The organism is Arthrobacter sp. UYCo732, assembly GCF_040547265.1.
Classification (GTDB): domain Bacteria; phylum Actinomycetota; class Actinomycetes; order Actinomycetales; family Micrococcaceae; genus Arthrobacter.
Genome location: NZ_JBEPPJ010000016.1, coordinates 42,806 through 58,143, shown reverse-complemented (window position 1 = coordinate 58,143; position 15,338 = coordinate 42,806). Strand labels below are relative to the sequence as shown.

14 protein-coding genes are annotated in these 15,338 nt (G+C 67.0%); 9 read left to right on the top strand and 5 right to left on the bottom strand.

Annotated elements, in window-relative coordinates:
* The first annotated feature begins 5 nt into the window (after positions 1–5).
* Positions 6–944: a 5'-3' exonuclease gene (locus ABIB45_RS17110; protein WP_354217040.1), complete on the top strand. Its 939-nt coding sequence runs from the start codon at positions 6–8 to the stop codon at positions 942–944.
* A 100-nt stretch (positions 945–1,044) separates the two neighbouring features.
* Here the strand turns inward: ABIB45_RS17110 and ABIB45_RS17105 are convergent, their stop codons facing one another.
* The gene (locus tag ABIB45_RS17105) at positions 1,045–1,224 is read right to left on the bottom strand and encodes a DUF1540 domain-containing protein (protein WP_354217039.1); all 180 of its coding nucleotides are present in this window, start codon (positions 1,222–1,224) and stop codon (positions 1,045–1,047) included.
* Between the two features lie 122 nt (positions 1,225–1,346).
* A complete protein-coding gene (locus tag ABIB45_RS17100) occupies positions 1,347–1,928 on the bottom strand; it encodes a hypothetical protein (protein ID WP_354217038.1) in 582 nt (193 codons plus the stop codon).
* Between the two features lie 150 nt (positions 1,929–2,078).
* Here ABIB45_RS17100 and ABIB45_RS17095 point away from each other — a divergent pair, with 150 nt between their 5' ends.
* The 4 genes from ABIB45_RS17095 (at position 2,079) to ABIB45_RS17080 (ending at position 8,547) form a co-directional block, all read left to right on the top strand.
* Complete coding sequence (locus ABIB45_RS17095) at positions 2,079–4,235, top strand: elongation factor G-like protein EF-G2 (protein ID WP_354217037.1); 2,157 nt, start codon at positions 2,079–2,081, stop codon at positions 4,233–4,235.
* 13 nt (positions 4,236–4,248) lie between these two features.
* Entirely contained in the window at positions 4,249–5,505 is a 1,257-nt protein-coding gene (locus tag ABIB45_RS17090) for an MFS transporter (RefSeq protein ID WP_354217036.1), read from the top strand.
* A 235-nt stretch (positions 5,506–5,740) separates the two neighbouring features.
* On the top strand, positions 5,741–6,496 hold the full coding sequence (locus ABIB45_RS17085; protein WP_354217035.1) for a polysaccharide deacetylase family protein: 756 nt from the start codon (positions 5,741–5,743) through the stop codon (positions 6,494–6,496).
* Between the two features lie 197 nt (positions 6,497–6,693).
* Positions 6,694–8,547: a gamma-glutamyltransferase family protein gene (locus ABIB45_RS17080; RefSeq protein ID WP_354217034.1), complete on the top strand. Its 1,854-nt coding sequence runs from the start codon at positions 6,694–6,696 to the stop codon at positions 8,545–8,547.
* Between the two features lie 6 nt (positions 8,548–8,553).
* Here the strand turns inward: ABIB45_RS17080 and ABIB45_RS17075 are convergent, their stop codons facing one another.
* Positions 8,554–8,814: a hypothetical protein gene (locus tag ABIB45_RS17075; RefSeq protein WP_354217033.1), complete on the bottom strand. Its 261-nt coding sequence runs from the start codon at positions 8,812–8,814 to the stop codon at positions 8,554–8,556.
* A 94-nt stretch (positions 8,815–8,908) separates the two neighbouring features.
* Between ABIB45_RS17075 and hrpB the strand changes: the two genes are divergently transcribed.
* Positions 8,909–11,629: an ATP-dependent helicase HrpB gene (gene hrpB, locus ABIB45_RS17070; RefSeq protein ID WP_354217032.1), complete on the top strand. Its 2,721-nt coding sequence runs from the start codon at positions 8,909–8,911 to the stop codon at positions 11,627–11,629.
* A gap of 341 nt (positions 11,630–11,970) precedes the next feature.
* On the opposite strand, the gene ABIB45_RS17065 is transcribed toward hrpB, so the two are convergent.
* Positions 11,971–12,648, bottom strand: coding sequence for an alpha/beta hydrolase family protein (locus tag ABIB45_RS17065; protein WP_354217031.1), 678 nt, complete (start codon positions 12,646–12,648; stop codon positions 11,971–11,973).
* A gap of 77 nt (positions 12,649–12,725) precedes the next feature.
* Between ABIB45_RS17065 and ligD the strand changes: the two genes are divergently transcribed.
* Entirely contained in the window at positions 12,726–13,748 is a 1,023-nt protein-coding gene (gene ligD, locus ABIB45_RS17060; RefSeq protein ID WP_354217030.1) for a non-homologous end-joining DNA ligase, read from the top strand.
* A 6-nt stretch (positions 13,749–13,754) separates the two neighbouring features.
* Here the strand turns inward: ligD and ABIB45_RS17055 are convergent, their stop codons facing one another.
* A complete protein-coding gene (locus tag ABIB45_RS17055) occupies positions 13,755–14,375 on the bottom strand; it encodes an L-threonylcarbamoyladenylate synthase (RefSeq protein WP_354217029.1) in 621 nt (206 codons plus the stop codon).
* Between ABIB45_RS17055 and ABIB45_RS17050 the strand changes: the two genes are divergently transcribed.
* Both ABIB45_RS17050 and ABIB45_RS17045 read left to right on the top strand, forming a co-directional pair.
* A complete protein-coding gene (locus tag ABIB45_RS17050) occupies positions 14,352–14,831 on the top strand; it encodes a hypothetical protein (RefSeq protein ID WP_354217028.1) in 480 nt (159 codons plus the stop codon). The two genes, ABIB45_RS17055 and ABIB45_RS17050, sit on opposite strands and share 24 nt — an antisense overlap.
* 72 nt (positions 14,832–14,903) lie before the next feature.
* Positions 14,904–15,329 carry a VOC family protein gene (locus ABIB45_RS17045; RefSeq protein ID WP_354217027.1) on the top strand — a complete coding sequence of 142 codons (426 nt, stop codon included), beginning with the start codon at positions 14,904–14,906 and terminating at the stop codon, positions 15,327–15,329.
* Positions 15,330–15,338 lie beyond the last annotated feature (9 nt).

The following is a 15,338-nucleotide window of genomic DNA, read 5'->3' as shown; positions in this document are numbered from 1 at the left end:
CAGTTATGTCCCAACGCCTGATGCTGCTCGACACCGCTTCCCTGTACTTCCGCGCCTTCTACGGCCTGCCGGATACCATCCGCCGCGCCGACGGTACTCCGGTGAACGCGGTCCGTGGCCTTCTGGACATGATCGCGCGGCTCACCACCGATTATGGGGCCACGCATCTGGTTGCGTGCTGGGACGACGACTGGCGTCCGCAGTGGCGCGTGGACCTCATTCCGACCTACAAGGCACATCGGGTGGGGGAGGTGGTGGCCAATGCCCCGGACGTGGAAGTGGTGCCGGACGCGCTCGAATTGCAGCTTCCCATGATCCGACGGGTCCTGGGGCTCGCCGGGATCGCCGTCGTGGGGGCTGCTGACCATGAGGCTGACGACGTAGTGGGCACTTACGCCAGCCAGGCGGAGCTCCCCGTCGATGTGGTCACCGGAGACCGGGATCTCTTCCAGCTCGTCAACGACGACCGCCAGGCGCGGGTGATCTACACGGCGCGCGGGATGCGGAACCTCGAAGTCCTGACCGACGCCGTCGTGGTCGGGAAATACAGGGTGCTGCCTCAGCAGTACGCCGACTATGCGACCCTTCGCGGCGACGCCTCGGACGGGCTGCCCGGCGTCGCAGGCATCGGCGAGAAAACGGCGGCGGCGCTGCTTGGCGAATACGGCACCCTCGACGCGCTGCTCGAGGCGGCATCGGATCCTGCAAGCGGGTTGTCTGCGTCCGTGCGGTCCAAACTCGCCGCGGCGGGCGACTACCTCAAGGTTGCACCCGTGGTGGTGAGGGTGGTTCGTGACCTGAAGCTGCCGACGCTCGAGGAAGCCGGCGCCCAGCTGCACCCGGTCGCGGGCGAGCCGCGGGCCGAGCTCAAGCGGCTCGCCGGCGAATGGAACCTGGGTGGCTCGGTGACCCGGCTTCTCGCCGCCCTCGACCTTCGTCAGTAACGGACGGGGACCGCCAAGAGCAGGCAAGAACAGGCCAGAACGCGAGAGGACGACGGCGGGGAACGTCCCGCCGTCGTCCTCTCGCCTTGCGTGGTGGTCTTTACGTGTGGGCGTACGTGAGGCGGTCCGCGTTGTCGCGGCCGGGGCCTACATGGACCTCCGGGGCTTTGCACATCAAATGGTCGTGGGCGCCGCCCACCGTGATCGCGGCGGGATTGCAATTGGAGTGGTCGTTAAAGGAACAATTGGAAACGCTGCAGTCTGCGACGTGCGTGGCCATGGGAGTCCTCCGTGTTAAGGCTGCCCGGACGGGCGGATCCCTCTGCCCACGCTAACGCCGCCCTGATGGATCAAAAGGCCCAACCATGTGACCTAATTCTGCCGGCAGGACTGCCGGGGCCGTCACGGGACGGCAGGCAGGAACCGGCCGTTCCGGATCCGTGACGGTCCGCACTGAACGGCCAGCGGGGAAATATCCCACGGCCCGCGCTCGCGGGACGGCGGCCGGCCAACCGCTACGTGGGGAACCCAATGGGGATACCTGAAGCCGAGGGCCCCCGAGCTGAGGATGAAGTCGTCCACGTTGTCCACAAGCAGCCCGTCCAGCAGGACGCGCAAACCCTCCACCAAGGAAACCTGGTAGTCCTGCACGTGCTGCGGCACCACCACTTCGAGCCCGGCGGTGCTGCCGCCGCCCAGCACGATCAGGCGCTCCGAGGTGCCGGCGAAGCCTTCCATTTCCGGCAGCGTTTGGAGCCAGCGCACTGTCGCCCGGACGGCCTTGCCGGGAGGCGTGATGCCCTTGGTCCAGTCTGCAATATCCTGGGCGAAGTCTGCCAGGATGCCCACATGCAGCAGGGTCAGATGGAGACCCTGCGGCCGGCGCAACGACTGCACGAGGCTGCCCAGCGCCTGGTAGTCAGCCAAGCCGGACCCCACCGTGATGACGGGAACCTCCACGGTGATGCGCGGTGGCGCTTGCATGCGGACCTCCTCAGACCGGTGTTTCGCTGCCATTATCCTCCGGTACGAACCACCGCCGCAGGTGGCACCCTTGCCGTTCAGACCGTCAGGGTGTCGAATCAAAGGACACGATTCGGCCCGGTGCACACGGCACGACGCCAGGAGGTTCCCATGTCAGTGAAAGGCGCAAAGGACGCAGCACGGATACCGGGACGGGGCGGGCCGGAGGCGCGGCGGGGAGACGCCGCTGCCGGCATTGCTGCAGACGGTCCGGCCCAAGTGCGGAATGTGGCGCTCATCGGGCATTCGGGGGCGGGGAAAACCTTGTTGATCGAGGCGTTGCTCGCCGCGCAAGGCATGGTTTCCCGCAAGGGTTCCATCGCCGAAGGAACCACTGTCAGCGACTCGGACGCCGCTGCCGTCCGGCAGCAGCGCTCGGTGGGATTGGCCGTGGTTCCGCTGCTCATCAACAACATCAAAGTGAACCTGCTGGACACGCCGGGCTATCCGGACTTCATTGGCGAATTGCGGGCAGGACTGCGGGCGGCGGACGCGGCCCTGTTTGTTGTCTCGGCCGTGGACGGCATCGATGCCACCACCACCGCACTGTGGGGTGAATGCGAACACGTGGCGATGCCGCGTGCCGTGGTCATCACCCGTGTTGACCACCCCAGGGCGGATTACGACGGCGTCCTTGCCTCCTGCCGGCAGGCTTTCGGTGACGCCGTGGTGCCGCTCTATGTCCCTCTGCGGGCCGACGGCGGGATCACCGGCCTGCTCGGATTGCTGCAGGGGACGGTCTCTGACTATTCCGAAACGGACTCGTCCAGACCGCCCCGGGCCGCGGGCCCCGAAGAGCTTGCAGGATTCGAGGCGGCACGTGGCCGGCTCATCGAAGGGATCATCGCCGAAAGCGAGGACGAGACCCTGATGGACCGCTACGTGGAAGGTGAGGACATCGATACTGATGTTTTGGTCACGGACCTGGAAACCGCCGTCGCACGCGGTTCGTTTTTCCCGGTCCTGCCTACTTCCGCGGTCACCGGGCTCGGCGCTGCCGAACTGATGGAAGTCCTGACCCGGGCTTTCCCGTCTCCTCTGGAGCGCGGACTTCCGGCGGTGACCGACCTTTCCGGCATTCCGGTGCGAGGCTTTTCCTCTGACCCCGACGGGCCGCTGGCTGCGGAGGTGGTCCGCACCACGGTGGATCCTTTCCTGGGCCGCGTCTGCCTGGTCCGGGTGTTTTCAGGCACGCTGCGGGAGGACACGCCCGTTCATGTCGCCGGCCACGGACTGGCGGACCGCGGCCACCAGGACCATGACGCCGACGAGCGCGTCACCCATCTGTATTCCCCGCTGGGCGCAAACCTCCGGCTGGTGGCGCAATGCGTTGCCGGCGATATCTGCGCCCTGGCCAAACTGGGAAGCGCCGAGACCGGTGACACCATCTCTGCCAGGGACCAGCCGGTGCTGCTGTCCACCTGGGAGATGCCCGAACCGCTGATGCCGGTAGCCGTCGAGGCGGACTCGCGCAGCGACGAAGATGCCCTGTCCCGGAGCCTGGCCAAGGTGGCCGCAGGGGATCCCACACTCCGGGTGGAACGGAACGCCGAAACGCACCAGTTGATCCTGTGGTGCATGGGCGAGGCCCACGCCGACGTCGTGCTGGACAGGCTGCGCGACCAAGGCGTGAAACTGCACACCCAGGACGTAGTGACGCCCCTGCGGGAAACCTTTGCCGGCCCGGCCGCGGGCCATGGCCGGCACGTTAAGCAGTCCGGGGGCCACGGGCAATACGCGGTCTGCGACATCAACGTTGAACCGCTGTCGCGGGGCGGTGGTTTCGAGTTTGTGGACAAGACGGTGGGTGGGGTGATCCCCGGGACGTTCATCTCCTCGGTGGAGAAAGGGGTCCGGACCCAGATGCAGAAGGGTCTGGCCGCAGGGTTCCCGGTGGTGGACCTGCGCGTGACGCTGGTGGGTGGAAAGGCCCACAGCGTTGACTCGTCCGACGCCGCCTTCCAGGCAGCCGGCGCCCTGGCCCTCCGGGAGGCTGCAGCGGCGGGGCGCATCCAGTTGCTCGAGCCCGTGTCCTCGGTCAGCATCACCGTGTCGGACGAGCACGTGGGGGCCGTGATGAGCGATTTGTCCGGGCGCCGGGGCCGCCTCACCGGTACAGCCTCCGCCGAGGGGGAGGTGACGGAAATCAATGCTGATGTTCCGGACCAGGAACTCCTGCGCTACGCCGTCGAGTTGCGGGCTCTGACTGCCGGTACCGGGCGGTTCAGCCGCCGCTACCTGCGGCACGAGCCGGTGCCCAGCAGTTGACGGGTGCCACCCCATGAATGCCCTCGCCCGCAAGATCCAACGCATCTACCTCACCCTGACGCTGGGCAACACGCTGGCGGCCTCGTTCATCTGGGGAATCAATACGCTTTTCCTGCTCGACGCCGGGCTCAGCAACCTGGAAGCCTTCGCGGCCAACGCGTTTTTCACCGCGGGCATGGTCCTGTTCGAGGTACCCACCGGGGTCATCGCCGACGGGTGGGGCCGCCGGACGTCGTTTCTCCTCGGAACGGTGACCCTGGCCGGCTCCACCTACCTCTACTATCTTCTGTGGCAGCTGTCCGCACCCTTCTGGGGCTGGGCGGTGGTGTCCGTCCTGCTGGGCCTGGGTTTCACGTTCTTCTCCGGGGCCGTCGAGGCGTGGCTTGTGGACGCGCTGCATTTCGCCGGTTTTGATGGTGAGCTTGAGACAGTCTTCGGACGGGCGCAGATGGTCGCCGGCATCGCCATGCTCGTTGGCTCGACCGCTGGCGGTGTGATCGCGCAGGTCACTGACCTGGGCGTGCCGTTCCTGTTGCGGGTGGGAGTACTGCTGGCAATGTTCGGTGTGGCCTTTTTGCTGATGCGGGATGTGGGGTTCACACCGGAGCGCTCACAGCATCCGCTCAAGGCAACCCGGGCCGTCCTGACTGCGTCCATTGAAGGGGGTCTCAAGAACCCGCCCGTGCGGTACATCATGCTTGCCGCGCCCTTCAGTGCCGGCGTCGGAATCTACGTGTTCTACGCGCTGCAACCGTACCTGCTGGAACTCTTCGGTGACCCGCACGCTTACTCAGTCGCAGGACTCGCGGCAGGTATAGTGGCCGGCGCCCAGGTGGTGGGCGGCTGGCTGGCGCCGACCGTCCGGCGCCTGGTCAGAAAACGCACCACAGTGCTGATCGTTGCCAGCGGCCTGGGCGCACTGATTCTGGTGGCGCTGGGCTTTACCGGCGTATTTTGGGTAGCGTTGCTGCTGCTGGTGCTCTGGGCCTTGGTCTCCGCCGCCGCCACCCCGGTCCGGCAGGCCTATCTCAACGACATGATCGCGTCCAGGCAGCGGGCAACTGTGCTGAGTTTCGATTCACTGATGGGATCGAGCGGCGGCATCGTGGTGCAGCCCCTCATGGGGCGGGCAGCGGACATCTACGGCTACCCTCTTTCGCTGGCCCTAAGCGGGGTAATCGAGCTCTTCGCGGTACCTTTCCTGCTGGCAAGCCGCCGCCGGCGCTCGCCGGCAGACACCGCCTCAGTTCCGACCGACACATCCCTTTGACCTGAGGCTATTTCCGGCACGGTGAGCGTGAGCAGAAATCTTCGAAGCCCACAGCACCTCCCGGCAGTCAGGGAGGGAGGGGCTTCCTTTCGTAGGTTCTCAGGTGAGGCAACGTAGCCGGCCACTCGGGGGTCTCCCCTGAGTTTGTGCGAGCTGTTTACAGCGCCTCAGCGGCGGCCGTATGGTGCTCATCTAGCAAGGTCGAAGACGACCTTGAGAACGGAAGATGAGCATCATGAAAAAGAGCAAGTTTTCTGTCGTTGCTCTGGCCGCCGCGAGCTTGGTCGTGGCCCTGCTGGCTGGCGGCCCCACCGCGACGGCCCAGGCCGCCGACGAGCCGCTGATCGGCCTGACCTTCGACGACGGGCCCTCGCCCGAGCGCACCGCGTTCGTCCTTGACGTCCTCAAGGAGAAGGGCGTGAAGGCGACGTTCTTCCTGGAGGGCTCCCACGCGGAGCAGTACCCCGACCTCGTCCGCCGGATCCGCGCTGAGGGGCACGTGATCGGCAACCATTCGTGGGACCATGCCAATTTCCCCGACACCAGCCAGGCGGAGCAGAAGCAGCAGATCGACCGCACCAACGACGCCATCAAGGCCATCACCGGTGAGGTGCCCGAGCTCATGCGCTTCCCGTTCGGCAACAGCACCACTTACGCGGCGGGCTACCTCAGGACCATCGGTATGAGCGGCGGAGTTCTCTGGCGCTGGGACGTCGGCAATCCCGGCGACTTTGAGTGCCCCGGTGCGGACGGGGTCCAGAAGTATGTGATGGCGGAGGCGGCGCCCGGCGCGATCATCCTGCTCCACGACGCTGAGGACGTCTTGTCCTGCTCCTCGTCGCAGTGGACCTACTTGGCCGCCACCATCGACGCACTGCGGGCCGAAGGCTACGAGTTCGGAGTGGTCGCACCCTCCGCCACGGCCGACCCGCTCAACCAGGGCTCGCCAGCCGTCGTGGTCGCGCCCGCCGGCGTCCAGCCGCCGGCGTAGTACCCGAGGCAAGCCAGGCCGCCCAGCGCACTGGTGGCCGCCGAACCGGGGCTCCATTTCCGGTACCGCGGCGGCCCCAGTTCCGCCTGCTGCTCCAGCAATTGCTTTGTTCGGCCGCATTCAGTCCTTGAGAGTCGCAAACCTCCGGAGTATGGTGGCGAAAACCACACTTCGCAAGACTCTGACGAGGGAGCATCATGCCTACTTTGCGACGTCAAGTGGCTGCCGTCACGGCAGTGTTGGCACTAAGCGTGACGGCAGGCGCCGTGACCACTCCCGCTTTGGCGGACCCGAGGCATGATCACAAGAGCGCCGTGGCCACCGGTTACGGCGGAGCTGTGAGTACCGTTGACCTGGACGCTTCGGCAGCAGCCATCCAGGTCCTGCGCGACGGCGGCAACGCAGCGGATGCCGCCGTCGCCGCGGCCGCGACCCTGGGCGTGACGGAGCCTTACAGCGCCGGGATCGGCGGCGGCGGCTACTTCGTGTTCTACGATGCGAAGACCGGTGAGGTGGAGACCATCGACGGCCGTGAAACGGCCCCGGCGAAGATGCCCACCGACGCGTTCATCAACCCGGCGACCAAAAAGGCATACCCCTTCGCGCAGCTCGTCTCCAGCGGTGTCTCCGTGGGAGTCCCCGGCTCGCTCGCCACGTGGGAACGGGCCCTGAAGCGGTGGGGTACCCGGGACCTCGATGCCGTCCTCGATCCGGCCATCCACGTGGCCCAGGACGGCTTTGTTGTGGATGATACGTTCCGCCAGCAGACCCTCGACAACAAGGTCCGGTTCTCCGCCTTCACCCCCACAAGCAGACTCTTCCTGCCCGGTGGCGATGCGCCCGCCGTCGGAAGCATCTTCCGCAACCCCGACCTCGCGGACACGTACCGACTCATCGCGAAGAAGGGCATTGACGCTTTCTACGGTGGCCAACTGGCCGAGGAGATGGCGGCCACCGTGCAGGCTCCGCCGAGGGATCCCACCTGGGTGCCGCCGGCCACCGCTCCCAATACCAGCATCCCGGCCTTCCCCGGCTACCTGACCACGGAGGATCTCGCCGCCTACAGGACACTGGACCAGGACCCCACACATGTTGAGTACCGGGGCTACGACGTCTACGGCATGGCACCGTCCAGCAGCGGCGGCACCACAGTGGGTGAGGCGCTGAACATCCTGGAACCGTTCAACCTGTCTGAGGTCTCGACTCCGGCCGCGCTGCACCACTACCTCGAAGCGAGCGCCCTCGCCTTTGCGGACCGCGCCAAGTATCTGGGTGACCCGGCATTTGTTGACGTTCCCACTGATGCGCTCACCGACCCACTGTTCGGCAAGGAACGGTCCTGCGCGATCAATCCGACTCGGGCGGCTGGGAAGCCGGTTGCTGCGGGGAACGTGGAGTCGTACGACGGCGTGTGTCCGGTTGCACCTGCAGCGGCCGCCGACGAAGCGGACACCGAAAACATTTCGACGACGAACCTGACGGTCGCAGACAAGTGGGGCAACGTGGTGGAGTACACGCTCACCATCGAGCAGACCGGCGGTTCGGGCATGGTGGTACCCGGCCGCGGCTTCCTCCTCAACAACGAGCTGACAGACTTCTCCTACGATTCGACGAACCCGGAGGACCCGAACCGGGTCGAACCAGGCAAGCGCCCGCGTTCGTCGATGTCGCCCACCATCATCCTTGAGGACGAAAAGCCGTTCCTGGCCCTCGGGTCACCCGGCGGATCGACCATCATCACCACCGTCCTGCAGACGATCCTCAACCGGGTGGACCTCGGCATGAGCGTCAGTGACGCGATCGCCGCTCCGCGTGCCGCGCAGCGGAATACCGCTACTGTCACAGCCGAGCCGGAGTTCATCACGGCCTACGGAGCCTCGCTGGCACCCTACGGCCATAAACTGGTGAAGGCCGGCGACGCGTTTACCTCAGCGGCCGAGATAGGGGCCGCGACGGCCATCGAGTTCGACCGTAACGGACGCATGGTCGCCGCAGCCGAACCCGTGCGGCGCGGCGGAGGCTCGGCGATGGTGGTCACCCCGTCGCGGTAATTTAAGTTACTGCCCCATCCCCGGGCGAACAGCAACGAACTCGATTCCAGTCTGCACTTTTTTCGCCGGGCCCCGCGAGAATCCTTTGGCATCGAGATGGTTCTGCGCCCGGTACTCCGCGAGTGCGTCGTCGTAGATATCGTTGAGCCTGCCGCCGGAGAACTCCTCGTTGGAGCCGTCGCTGAAGATGATGGTCACGGGAGTGCTGGCCGGAAAGTGCTTCTTCATGCGGATGAAGCCTTCGGAATCCTGCTGGAGGTGTATCAAGGGGTCCTGCTTTCGTGAAGGTTGACTACCAGTCTGACCTATCAGGCGGGACGCGCCCTGACGGAGCCCACCGGATTGCGGCGACAATGGACGGGTGACTTCATCGAACAGCCCCGACGCCGCCCCTGCTGTCCGGCTTGTATCGGGTGCCTTTGACCTCGGGGCCATCAGTACCGGCCTGGCGTTCGCGGCGTCGCTCGCGGAACTGGCCACGGTGCTGCGCGCGGGCGGTACAGCAGGGACAGCCGTAGTGCAGGCGCCCCCCGGAACCGGCAAAACAACACTGGTCCCGCCGCTGCTCGCCAACCTCGCGTCGGTTCAGGGGGGACCGCGCGTGGTGGTCACCCAGCCCCGGCGCGTCGCCGCGCGTGCAGCCGCCCGGCGTCTGGCTGCCCTCGATGGCAGCCAGGTAGGGAACCGCGTGGGGTACACGGTCCGCGGCGAGCGGCAGGCCGGCCCGGATACGCTGGTGGAGTTCGTCACTCCCGGCATTCTGCTGCGCCGGCTCCTTGCTGACCCGGGCCTGGAGACCATCGGTGCGGTCATCGTGGACGAGGTCCACGAACGCGGCCTCGAAACCGATCTGCTGCTGGGCATGCTCAGCGAAGTCCGCCAGCTCCGCGGAGACTTCACCCTCGTGGCGATGTCCGCCACGCTGGACGCACCCCGTTTCGCCGCCCTGATCGGAGGAACAGGGGACGACGGCGGCGGCCCGGCTCCCGTCGTCGACTGCCCGTCAGCGCTCTACCCCCTGGAGGTTCAATGGGTTCCAGCGGCCACGGCCCGGCTCGACGGCCGTGGAGTGGCGCGAGGGTTCCTGGACCACGTGGCAGATACAGCAGCGGAGTCCCACTCTGGTGCGTTGTCGCGGGATGGCGGCACCGATGCCTTGGTGTTTGTGCCTGGCGCCTGGGAAGTGGGGTACGTGGCAGCCCGGCTTCGCGGCCGGGCCGTCTCCGGAACAGAGGTCCTGGAGCTTCACGGGCAGGTCAGCCCGGCCGAACAGGACCGTACCGTTTCCGGTCGCCGGCCCGGCAGTCCGGCGCGGATTATCGTGACCACGGATCTGGCGGAATCCTCCCTGACAGTGCCGGGCGTGCGGCTGGTTATCGATTCCGGACTGACCCGTGAACCGCGCCGGGACGCCAACCGCGGCATGTCCGGGCTGGTGACAGTGTCCTGCTCGCGGGCCTCGGCGGAACAGCGTGCCGGCCGGGCCGCGCGGCAGGGGCCCGGACAGGTGGTGCGCTGCTACGACCAAAGAAGCTTCGGTGCCGCTCCGGCGCATGTGACCCCGGAGATCGCTGTCGCGGATCTGACCGGCGCGGCGTTAACCCTGGCCTGCTGGGGATCGCCCGGCGGCCAGGGGCTGGCGCTTCCGGATGCACCACCGGTGGCGGCCATGGCTGAGGCCGTCGAGGTGCTGAAGGAGCTTGGCGCCGTCGGGGGTGACGGGCACGCCACCAGTCTGGGCAGGACCCTGGCGAGGGTCCCTGCTGATCCGCGGCTTGCCCGCGCGCTCCTGGACGGTGCCGCGGCCGTGGGACATCACAGGGCCGCTGAAGCAGTTGCCCTGGTGGCGGGGGACCAGCGTGCCCCGGGTGCCGACCTCACAGTCCTTCTTGCCACCCTGCGCGCCGGTAAGGAGCCCGCTTCCCGGCGCTGGGCGGAGGACGTCCGTCGGCTGGAAACGATCGCGCGGAAGGAAGGCGCTGCCGTCGGGCCTTCTGTTATCACTGCTCCCGTGACCGCCGCTGAGGCGCTGGGCGTCGTCGTCGCGCTGGCGTTCCCGGACCGGGTGGCGCGGCGTGTGCCGGGGGAAGGTCAGTCGCGCTATCTGCTGTCCTCCGGAACGCGTGCGGGACTGCCGGCGGGCAGCCCACTCTCCGGGTACGAATGGCTGGCCGTCGCGGAGGTGTCGCGCGCGGCCGGCATGGATGCGGCCGGAACGGGCGCCGTGATCCGCTCCGCCGCTCCGCTGACGGCGGATCTCGCGCAGGTAGCCGCCGCGCAGTTGCTGACCGATACCGTTCAAGCAGGGTTCAGCCGCGGCCGGGTCATGGCCCGCCGGGAACGGCGGCTGGGCGCCATCAGCCTGTCCTCCACCCCCGTCCGGCCCTCTCCCGCCGACGGACGCGCCGCCGTCGCCCGCGCACTGTCGGCGGAGGGGCTTGGAACCATCGGATGGTCGACGGCGGCAGACGCGCTGCGCCGCCGGCTCGCCCTGCTGCACCGAGAGCTGGGCGCGCCCTGGCCGGACGTTTCGGATCGGGCGCTCCTCGCGGACCTGGACGCGTGGTTGGGTCCGGAGCTCGAGAAGCTGTCCGGCGGGGCGGCCACCAGCACTATTGACCTCACCGATCCCTTGCGGAGGTTGCTGCCCTGGCCGGCGGCGGTCCGACTGGCCGAACTGGCACCGGAAACGCTGAAGGTACCGAGCGGGTCAATGGTGCGGATCGACTACCCCGACGTGTTGGAGTATGCAGAGCCGGAGAACGCGGTGCCGGCGGACGCCGTGCCGGAAAGTGCAGGGGCACGCGCGGACGACGGCGGGCGGCCGGTTGTGGCGGTCAAGCTGCAGGAGTGCTTCGGCTGGGCCGAGACCCCGCGGCTGGTGGACGGCAGGGTGCCGGTCCTGTTTCATCTGCTGTCGCCGGCGAGGCGGCCGCTGGCTGTGACCGATGACCTGGCCTCGTTCTGGTCCGGTCCGTATGCGCAGGTGCGGGCCGAGATGCGGGGCCGCTATCCCAGGCACCCGTGGCCCGAGGACCCCTGGACTGCCCAGGCGACCGCGCGGACCAAAGCCAGGATGTGATGTTGGTGGCTGACTTTCCCCCGTTGCCCGGGGTGAGATGTCCGATACGCAGCCGAAACGTTGCGTCGACCCCCTGAAACACCACGCCGTTAGGCTCGTTCCTACTTGGACAACGTGGTCCAGACACAACATGAAGGGACGTACGAATGTTGCTTTTGAGTAGCCTGAACCTCCTGCTTGACTCCGGCCGGGGCGAGGATAGCCGCCCCCATCATGGCGGGAATGGGATGACCGATTTCCCCACCGGCCAATTGAGCGCCACCGCTTGGGAAGGCTGGTGGCACGAAGACGCATCCTAGCGGCCGGGTCCGGGGTACCCGGAGGTGCTTGGTTGTCCGGCGTCAGAGGCGGGTCCGCATGAACTCCGCCACGGCGGGGGCAAGCGACGCGCCGATCTCCGCGGCGTCCCTCTTGGTCCCGGCCACAGCAAAGGAATGGTCCCCGCCCTGGATCCACTCCAGCACCGCTGACGGGCCGATCCGGGACACCACACCTTCCAGCAACTCCGGCGTGGCGAAGGTGTCGCGGGACCCCTGCAAGAACAGCATGGGCAGCGTGAGGCCGTAGAGGTGCCCGTCCCGAAGCTTTTCAGGTTTGCCCGGTGGGTGGAGCGGATACCCGAGGTAGACGAGTCCGGCGGCCTCCATTCCCTCCGCAACGGCCATGGACGCCATCCGGCCACCAAACGATTTGCCGGCTGCCCAGACCGGCCCGCTGCCTCCGTGTGCCAGTCTCTGGCGTGCGCCTTCCTCCATGGCCGCACGCCAGGTGGCGATGGCCGCCGGTGGCCGGTCCGGGAACTTCCGACCCGCCTCACGGTAGGGGAAGTTGAAGCGCAAGGTGGCAACGCCGTCGTCGTTCAGTCCGCGGGTGAAACCGCTCATGAACGGGTGCTCCATGCCTGCGCCTGCCCCGTGCGCCAGCACCAGCGTCGCGAAGGGGTGGTCCGGGCGGGCATAAACGCCGGAGACCTCAAGGTCGCCGACCGGGATGATGACAGGGGATTCAGCTGCGGGCATAGATCCATGATGCCGGATCACAGGCGCCGTGCGCGCCGGGTGCTGACGCGGCTGACGGTGCAGGGTAGGTTGTCCCCATGGCGAGCGAACAGACCACCATCACCGTCCGGGGACCCAAGGGCGATCGGGAGATGCGTATTTCCAGTCCCAGCAGGATCCTGTGGCCGGAATTGGGACTGACCAAGCTGGATCTGGCGCGCTACACGGTTGACGTGGGGGAGGCATTCCTTGCAGCCAACGGCGACCGGCCCGTGGCCCTGCAGCGGTACTCAGACAACGTCGACGGTGAGCAGTTCTTCTCCAAGAACCCGCCCAAGGGAACCCCGGAGTTCATCCGGACAGTGAAGGTGGTGTTTCCGAGCGCACGCTCACATCCCATGCTGGTCTTGGACGAGCCGGCCGCCGCGGTCTGGGCCGTGCAGATGAACACCGTGGTGTTCCACCCTTGGCCCTCGCGCGCGGAGAACACGGATAACCCGGACCAGCTCCGCATCGACCTGGACCCGCAGCCGGGGACGGACTTCGACGACGCCGTTCCGGCCGCGCTGGCGCTGAAGGAAGTGCTGGCGGAGGCAGGCCTGGAATGCTTCATCAAGACCTCGGGGAACCGCGGCCTTCACGTGTACGCACCGATCAAGCCGACCCATGAGTTCCTGGATGTGCGGCATGCGGTGATCGCTGCGGCGCGCGAGATGGAACGGCGCATGCCGGACAAGGTCACCACGGCCTGGTGGAAAGAGGAACGCGGCGCGAAGGTGTTCCTGGACTTCAACCAGGCCAACCGCGACCGGACCATCGCCGGCGCGTACAGTCCCCGCGCCCTTCCGCACGCGCCCGTCTCCTGCCCCATCACCTGGGAGGAGCTGGAAAGCGTCAGCCCGAAAGACTTCACCATCCTGACCGTCCCGGACCGGCTGAAAACGGTGGGCGATCCCTGGGCAGGCATGAACGCAAACCCCGGCACCATCGATAAACTGCTGGGCTGGTGGGACCGCGACACTACGTCCGGGCTCGGTGAGCTGCCCTTCCCGCCGGACTACCCGAAGATGCCGGGCGAACCGCCCCGCGTTCAGCCCAGCCGGGCCCGCAAGCAGGACTAGGCCCGGTTACTCGAAGCGCGACGGGTCTCCGGTGCCACGCCGGACCACCTCAGCCACGCCGCTGGAGAAGTCCACCACCGTGGTGGGCTCGGACCCGCAGTCGCCCGCATCAATTACGGCATCCACTTCGTGGTCCAGCCGCTCTTTGATCTCCCATCCCTGGGTCAGCGGATCCTCTTCGTCAGGGAGCAGCAGGGTGCTGGACAGTATTGGTTCGCCGAGCTCGGCCAGCAGCGCCTGCACCACCCGGTTGTCCGGGATCCGGACGCCGACAGTCTTCTTCTTAGGGTGCAGCAGCCTGCGGGGTACTTCCTTGGTGGCCGGCAGGATGAAGGTATAACTCCCGGGCGTGACGGCCTTGATGCTGCGGAAGACGTCGTTGCCGATGTTCACGAACTGGCCCAGCTGGGCGAAGTCCTTGCAGACCAGGGTGAAATGGTGCTTGTCATTGAGTTTGCGGATAGTGCGGATCCGGTCCAGCGCGTCCTTGTTGCCCATCTGCGCGCCCAGCGCGTAGCAGGAGTCCGTGGGGTAGGCGATCAGGCCGCCGTCGAGCACCATGCGGACGGCTTGCGCTATGGCACGGGGCTGGGGATCGTGGGGATGAACATCAAAGTATCTGGCCATGCTCCCGAGCCTACGGCCCGGCACCGGTTAGTGCATCACCGGTACGCCACGCTTGCCCAGTGGACGCGGCACGAACGCGATCAGGAGGTGCGGGCACCGGAGGACTGGACATCCCTGTGCCGGGAATTTCCGCTGGAGGTCACGGCATCCCGGCGGCACGACTGGTTCCGCGCCACCGGCCGGCACGGACGCTGGGTGATCCCTGGTTGGGAACGCGTTGCGGACCGCTGGGATGCGGCACCCCTGACGGTCCGCTGCTACCTCAGCGCGGCTGGCCGCGCACTCGGAGTTGATCCCGACACGGCAACAGTCGTTGCCGGCTGGGACCCCGGCAGCACATTGTGGCTCGCAGATGCGGGCCGCGAGTGGGACGGTCCGCGCCAGGCATGGCACCTCACCCAGGACCGTTCGTGGCGCCGCCTGCGATTGTCCGTGCGGCCGCCGGACACCCTATGAAGCGGGCTGGAATTGCGGCAGGATAGTGACTGTTCCAAGACCCTTTCGTTCAGTCTTCAAGGAGAACCCGCCATGCCTACGACCCTCAACCCGTATCTCGGCTTCCGGGACAACGCCCGGGAGGCCTTGACGTTCTACCTCTCCGTCTTCGGCGGGGAACTGGCTCTCAGCACCTTCGGTGAGTTCCACGCCAGCGAAGATCCTGCCGAAGCAGACAAGATCATGCACGGCATGCTGACCAACGCCAACGGCCTGGCCCTGATGGGGGCGGACACGCCCAATGGGATGGAAGTCCCGTCCGGAAGTTCCATCTCGATCTCGCTCAGCGGCGACGACGAATCTGAACTGCGCGGTTACTGGGACAAGCTGTCCGGCGACGGCGGCACTGTGACCGTCCCGCTGGAACCGGCACCGTGGGGAGACATTTTCGGGATGTGCACGGACCGGTTCGGAACCGCCTGGCTGGTCAACGTCAACGGTGCGGCGCCTGCCTCCTAGGTTCCCCTT